This is a genomic window from Sutcliffiella tianshenii (assembly GCF_016908565.1).
Lineage (GTDB): Bacteria > Bacillota > Bacilli > Bacillales > Bacillaceae_I > Sutcliffiella_A > Sutcliffiella_A tianshenii.
On sequence record NZ_JAFBED010000016.1, the window covers coordinates 50,827 to 57,426 of the forward strand.

The window sequence follows — 6,600 nt, forward strand, 5'->3', positions numbered from 1 at the left end:
ATATACACATACCCACTGACTGAAGTGCATGGATTTTCCATGATTAACGCTTCAGTCATTTTTTTGTTATTTTTTATGAAAAGGGATGTTGAAATGAAGGGAACCATTGGGGGAGTTTTCTTGATCTGTTTCTTATTGTTGGTTGCCTGTGGTGTGGAAGTGAGCACAACAAAGGAACCTGTAAGAGAGGATGAGAAACTGAATGAGGAGAAACCTATTCAAAAAATAGAAACAATAGTGGAGGACTTGCCAGAACCGACCGAGGAAGATCAACAAAAAGAAGGGGCATTGGAGGAACTGGAAAAAAGGAGAATCAATGTACTGAACAGCAGTGATTATGGGGAGTCCACTCAATTCCACGAATTTGTTGCAGGCGTAAAAACAAGGATGAAAACCGAGGAAAAAGTCATTGCATTGACTTTGGATGCTTGCGGGGGAGAAACCGGCAGCGGATATGATGATGAGCTGATAGGGTTTCTTGTTGAAAATCAAATCAAAGCGAATCTTTTTGTCAATGCCAGATGGATAAAGGCGCAGCCCACCACTTTTTTGGAGCTTGCAAACAATCCGTTATTTACAATCGATAATCACGGAACAGAACACCGTCCTTTATCCACCGTCCCACGTTCCGCCTGGGGCATAGAAAGTACCGGTTCAGTAGAGGAAATCGTGGACGAAATTATCGGGAATCAGAAATTGATATTGGAGCAAACAGGAAAGCTTCCTAAGCATTTTCGCTCCGGGACTGCGTATTACGATGAAGTATCAGTCAAGATAGCACAGGACCTCGGTTTGGAAGTCGTGAACTTTGATATTCTCGGTGATGCAGGGGCCACTTTTACCGCTGACCAGGTAAAGGATTCCATGCTACAGGCAGATTCGGGATCGATTGTGATCCTTCACATGAATCACCCGGAAAGCGATACTGCAGATGGTGTGAAGATGGCAGTTCTATCCCTCTTGGAGCAGGGGTTCAGCTTTGTCCATTTAAATGATTATGAACTGGAATAATGATCTCTATAAAAAATATATTCGGTATATTTAGAAAAGTTTGTTGACTTCAACTTGGTGCTGTTGTTATAATTGCAAAAAGTATCAAACTTACAAAAATAATATAGTTAAACTTCTTATTAAGAGTGGTGGAGGGACAGACCCTGTGAAGCCCGGCAACCTTCAATGATGTTGAAAAGGTGCTAATTTCTGCAGAATTTTTCTGGGAGATAAGAAGAGGACCTTAATTTGGAAGCCTCTTCTTATCGGAGAGGCTTTTATCTTCCCAAAAGGGGGAAAAAAATTTAAGTCATATTATTTTTATTTACTCAATATGGTAGATAGTAAATCAATCATGCATTTAATGAATTAACGTGTTGAAAAAAAACTGAATATCTCTTATCTAGAGTGACCGAGGGATCAGGCCCTATGAAGTCCGGCAACCATCAGAAAAGTTTCTTTTTCTGAAAAGGTGCTAATTCCTGCAGGCGGACCATGCCTGACAGATAAGAGGAGGAAAAAAACCTCTTCTTATGAAGGGGTTTTATTTTTTTATAAAAACGGAGGTAAGACAATGACAAATACAAATGATGCTTATCAATTAGAAACGCTTTTGTTACACGGGGGGCAAACTCCTGATCCGACAACCGGTTCCAGGGCGGTTCCCATCTATCAAACAACATCCTATGTGTTCAATGATACAGAGCATGCCCAGAATCTTTTTGCGCTGAATGAATTCGGTAACATCTATACGAGAATCGGGAATCCGACAGTCGATGTGCTGGAAAAAAGAATTGCCCTGTTGGAAGGGGGAGTGGCTGCAGTTGCAACCAGCTCAGGCATGGCTGCCATAGCCTTTGCCATTTTGAACATAGCGCACGCAGGTGATGAAATAGTCGCAGCAGGCAATTTGTATGGCGGAACCTATAATCTTTTTGCCGTAACATTGCCTAAGTACGGAATAAAAGTGAACTTTGTGGATGGAACGGATCCCGAGAACTTCAGAAAGGCGATAACACCAAAAACCAAAGCTGTTTTCGGCGAAATCATTGGTAATCCAAGCTTGCATGTTTTAGATGTTGAAGGTGTTGCCAAGGTTGCACATGACCATGAATTGCCACTCATTATCGATAATACTTTTGCCTCTCCATATCTTTGCAACCCGATAAAATGGGGAGCTGATATTGTGGTACATTCGGCAACCAAATGGATTGGCGGCCATGGTACGACAATCGGAGGAATTGTGGTGGATGGCGGTACATTCGACTGGGATAACCCTAAATTCCAAGACTTTACTGAACCGGATGAAAGCTATAATGGCATACGCTACGCAGAAGCCTTCGGTAATCTTGCATATGCCGTTAAACTGCGGGTACAGCTTTTGCGTGATTTTGGCGCATGCTTAAGTCCCCAAAATGCTTTTCTCCTTCTACAAGGTTTGGAGACGCTTCACCTAAGGGTGGAAAAGCATAATGAAAACGCGACAGAGCTTGCCAGATTCCTGCAAGATCATCCAGCTGTAGAGTGGGTGTCCCATCCGAGCCTTCCAGGACATCCGGCACACACATGCGCGAAAAAGTATTTGAGAAACGGGTATGGATCCATTCTCAATTTTGGGATAAAGGGGGGAAGAGTAGCTGGCAGAAAAGCCATTGATTCAATCAAGCTCTGGTCTCACGTAGCAAATGTAGGTGACGCAAAATCCTTGATCATCCATCCAGCGTCGACCACTCATCAGCAGCTAACAGGAGAAGACCTGAAAAAGACCGGTGTAACAGAGGACCTGATCCGTCTATCTGTAGGAATTGAATCCATCGAAGATTTGAAAAAGGATTTAGACCAGGCACTTTTCACAGCAACCGGGAAATCCGCATTGAAAGTGGAACGAGTCTGAGATGAAAAGGGTGAAAGGACATTGACAGATTGTGAGTTCAAAGCAATTACAGGTAGTGTACGGATCGATCGATTGGAGCTTGTGAACGGAGAAGTGTTGGATAAGGTGGAAATAGCCTATGAACAGGTTGGAAATAAGAATGGAGAATTGATCATCGTCTGTCATGCCCTGACAGGAAACCAATTTGCTAAAGGAACGGAGACGGAAAAAGGGTGGTGGCATTCCTTCATTGGCCCCGAATCTTACATTGATACAAATGACTATCAAGTCATCACCATGAATGTCCTCGGCGGGTGCAATGGCTCTACTGGCCCAACTTCCTTGAATCCTGACACTGGTGAAAGATATGGAAGGGATTTTCCGTCAGTGACCGTAAGAGATATGGTGCATGCTCAGTATTTGGCACTAAGGATGCTTGGGTATGAAAAAGCGAAGGCAGTCATCGGAGGCTCTCTTGGAGGGATGCAGGTGCTAGAATGGGGAATCTTATATCCGGATTATGCGGATATACTTATCCCAATGGCTGTAACCCCTTATTTTACTGACTATGCTCTTGCTTTTAACTGTATTGGAAGAAGAGCCATTATGACAGATCCACTTTGGAACAATGGAAATTATCGAGAAAATGAAATGCTTAATGGTCTTGAAATTGCAAGGATGGTCGGTCTTGTAACCTATCGATCAGCGGGTTTATTCAATCACCGTTTTAACAGGGAGAGGAAACATACCGAGGATTCTGTCACGGAATATCAGGTGGATTCCTATATGAAATACCAGGGCGAGAAATTCACTCGACGTTTTGATGCCAACTGCTATCTTTCTCTCCTTGAGGCAATGGACCAGTTTGATATTGGCTGGGATCGAGGCGGGTGGAGGCAAGCGCTTAGCCAAATAAAAAGTAGTGTCTGCATGATCGGTTTTTCAAAGGATTTGCTCTATCCCACCAGTATGATCAGGGAAACAGTGGAGGAACTGAAAGCCCATGGAAAATCTGCAAGTTATGTAGAGGTCGAAACAGAGTTCGGACATGATGGGTTCTTGGTTGAGTTTGATAAATGGGGATTCGAAGTGAAGCGATTGCTTGAAAAAAAAGAGAGAAGGGAAGTGACTCATGTCTAAAATAAATGTGGCTCTTTTGGGATATGGAACAGTTGGCAAGGGTGTATACCGCACGATAGAATCACATCAGGACCGTTTGCAGAGGTTATTGGGAAAAGAGGTGAAGGTTGTCGCCATTCTTGTCCGAAATATTGATAAACACATCGCACCGGATGAACATGTCCTGCTTACCACAAACTATGAGGATATCCTGTCTCTTCCCGAACTTCATATTGTCATTGATGCAATCGTAGGAAGGGAACCTGGATTTTCTTATCTGAAAAAAGCAATCGATAAAGGTTGTCATGTTGTAACGGCAAATAAGGAAATGTTTGCTTTTCATGGAACAGAACTGCAGGCATTGGCTTTGGAAAAAGGAGTAGGGCTGGGCTATGAAGCGACAGTGGCTGGGGGCATCCCCATCATCCAGACGATCCGCCAACTTTTATCTGTCAACCATTTTCTTGGCATAGAGGCTATCCTAAACGGAACCACAAACTTCATTTTGACGAATATGAGGAAATTGGGCAGCACCTTTGCCGAGGCGCTTCAGGTTGCAAAGGAAAATGGCTATGCAGAATCCGATCCTACCAATGATATTGAAGGATATGATGCACTATATAAAGGGATGGTATTGAGTCAGCTTATTTATGGAGGCAAGCCTAATATTAAAAGTGTCAAAAGGAAGGGCATCACACACATTCAGCCCAATCATATGAAGATTGCAGAGGAAGCGGATCTGAGATTCAAACATGTGGTGACCCTCTCCAAATCAAATAATGAAATCCAATGTAAGGTGGAGCCCGTCCTTGTACCAGACTCCCATCCTTTCTATCAGGTCGAAGGGGTCCAAAACAGTGTTTCCCTTGCAACCGATCTATTGGGGACTCTGCAGCTGCAGGGGCCAGGGGCTGGCATGTTTCCTACAGCGAGTGCAATCCTGGAGGATATCATTCAATTGGAGAATGAACATAAAGCACCTCCTGCTGCAAAAGATTCAGTTACTGATCAGGATGCTTTATCGCAATGGGTGATTTTTGGCGGGTATCTTGAATCAGAAAAGCTTGGAAGTGATATTAAGATTATCGAAAAGCTGGATGATACAGCATGGGTAATAGAAGCTGAGTATATACCTTTAGGATTATCACATAGTTCAGATGTAACCATATACCCATTAAGAGGGAAATATGAAAGAAAGAAACTGCCCATCCAAGTTTAATAATAGCTTCTCAAAAAAAGCGCTTCTTTCCTGACTGCCTGTCTCATATAATGTGACAAGCAGTTTTTTCATTTTCATTTTGGAGGACGCAAAAAAACAGTTTAGGGGTGGGGGCGCGGTTGAGTAGAAGTTGGCTTGGTGCCTTTCAGATCGGTGCGGTGTATGTCGGGACGATTGTTGGTGCCGGTTTTGCAACTGGCAAAGAGATTGTCCAATTTTTCACCCAATATGGTTGGATAGGTTTCTTTTCCATCTTAATCAGTGGATTTTTATTCATATGGCTTGGAACGAAAATGATGCTCGTTTCCAAAAGGATAAAAGCGAATTCATATAAAGAGTTTAATGAGCATCTGTTCGGGGTGTCCGCAGGTACAGTGGTCAATCTCTTCATGCTCATCATTTTGACTTGCGTTGGAGCTGTGATGCTATCCGGTGCAGGAGCTGTATTTGAGGAACAACTTGGGTGGAATTATCAAGTCGGACTATTGCTGACAGTCGGTTTGGCTGTGTGTGTTGTTTTAGTGGGTGTCAAAGGCTTGGTTGGCGTCAATATTGTGGTGGTTCCAATAATGATCGGATTCAGTTTTTTCATTGCAGGAAACGCGATAATGGAGAATGGCCTTGATTTCCTGACCTTGGCATCCCAGCAGCCTTCATGGAAGGGGTGGATATCCCCTGTTACCTATGTCGCCTTCAATCTGGCGATGGCTCAGCCTGTCCTTGTGCCTCTTGCAACAGAGGTCGATGACGAATGGGTCATTAGGCGTGGCGGCTTTATAGGGGGCCTTGTTCTTTGCTTCATCTTGCTAACCTGTCATATCTCCATTGCCTCACTGCCGAATTTCCAAGATTTCGAAATACCTATGGCAGAGGTTGTGAAGCTAGGTATGCTTTCTTTTTTCGGAATGTATGTATTTGTCATCTACGGTGAAATATTCACTTCCGTTGTCAGTGATATTTTCGGATTGCAGAGACAGTTGGAAAGCATGTTGAATATTCCCCGGTTCATCATTACGGTTGTATTGGTATCAATCATCTATACAATCAGCCAGATTGGCTATGGCAGTCTAATAGAACACCTCTATCCGCTATTCGGCTATATAAGCATCGCTTTTTTAGTACTATTGATTGTAAGGAAATGAAAAAAGGCAGAAAACCGTTCATGGTTTCCTGCCTTTCTTAAATTTTCTCTATTTCCTATTCATTGTTGCTATTTAGATAAAATGTAAGCATTAAATGATGCCCGTTGATTTCCGCTTCGGACACTTGCTTTCCGCGGGGACGGATGGGAGCCTCCTCGGCTTAGAAGTGCACCCCTTTTGTTGGACACACATCTAACAATAGGAGGTGTACTTCAGTTGACTAAATTTACACGAGAAGTAAAACATCAAGCCGTACA

Annotated in this window: 5 protein-coding genes and 2 riboswitches; all 5 genes read left to right on the forward strand. The window is 43.2% G+C overall.

All coding sequences use genetic code 11. The features are described 5' to 3' along the window. The first annotated feature begins 120 nt into the window (after window positions 1-120). The 5 genes from JOC95_RS20245 to JOC95_RS20265 all read left to right on the forward strand — a co-directional run bounded on the left by JOC95_RS20245 (window position 121) and on the right by JOC95_RS20265 (window position 6,343). The gene (locus tag JOC95_RS20245; RefSeq protein ID WP_239583044.1) at window positions 121-1,011 is read left to right on the forward strand and encodes a polysaccharide deacetylase family protein; all 891 of its coding nucleotides are present in this window, start codon (window positions 121-123) and stop codon (window positions 1,009-1,011) included. A gap of 113 nt (window positions 1,012-1,124) precedes the next feature. Further along, window positions 1,125-1,227, forward strand: a riboswitch (SAM riboswitch). Between the two features lie 159 nt (window positions 1,228-1,386). Next, a riboswitch (SAM riboswitch) is annotated at window positions 1,387-1,503 on the forward strand. 61 nt (window positions 1,504-1,564) lie between these two features. Further along, entirely contained in the window at window positions 1,565-2,884 is a 1,320-nt protein-coding gene (locus tag JOC95_RS20250; protein ID WP_204419819.1) for an O-acetylhomoserine aminocarboxypropyltransferase/cysteine synthase family protein, read from the forward strand. Window positions 2,885-2,905: 21 nt separating this feature from the next. Then, window positions 2,906-4,003, forward strand: coding sequence for a homoserine O-acetyltransferase MetX (gene metX, locus JOC95_RS20255; RefSeq protein ID WP_239583045.1), 1,098 nt, complete (start codon window positions 2,906-2,908; stop codon window positions 4,001-4,003). Then, window positions 3,996-5,201 carry a homoserine dehydrogenase gene (locus tag JOC95_RS20260; protein ID WP_204419821.1) on the forward strand — a complete coding sequence of 402 codons (1,206 nt, stop codon included), beginning with the start codon at window positions 3,996-3,998 and terminating at the stop codon, window positions 5,199-5,201. Before metX ends, JOC95_RS20260 begins: the two co-directional genes overlap by 8 nt. 119 nt (window positions 5,202-5,320) lie before the next feature. Then, complete coding sequence (locus JOC95_RS20265; RefSeq protein ID WP_204419824.1) at window positions 5,321-6,343, forward strand: YkvI family membrane protein; 1,023 nt, start codon at window positions 5,321-5,323, stop codon at window positions 6,341-6,343. Window positions 6,344-6,600: the final 257 nt, after the last annotated feature.

Excerpts from the sequence above, each read along its gene's own strand:
- JOC95_RS20250 (WP_204419819.1), top strand. The coding sequence starts at position 1,565 with ATGACAAATACAAATGATGCTTATCAATTAGAAACGCTTTTGTTACAC.
- JOC95_RS20260 (WP_204419821.1), top strand. The coding sequence starts at position 3,996 with ATGTCTAAAATAAATGTGGCTCTTTTGGGATATGGAACAGTTGGCAAG.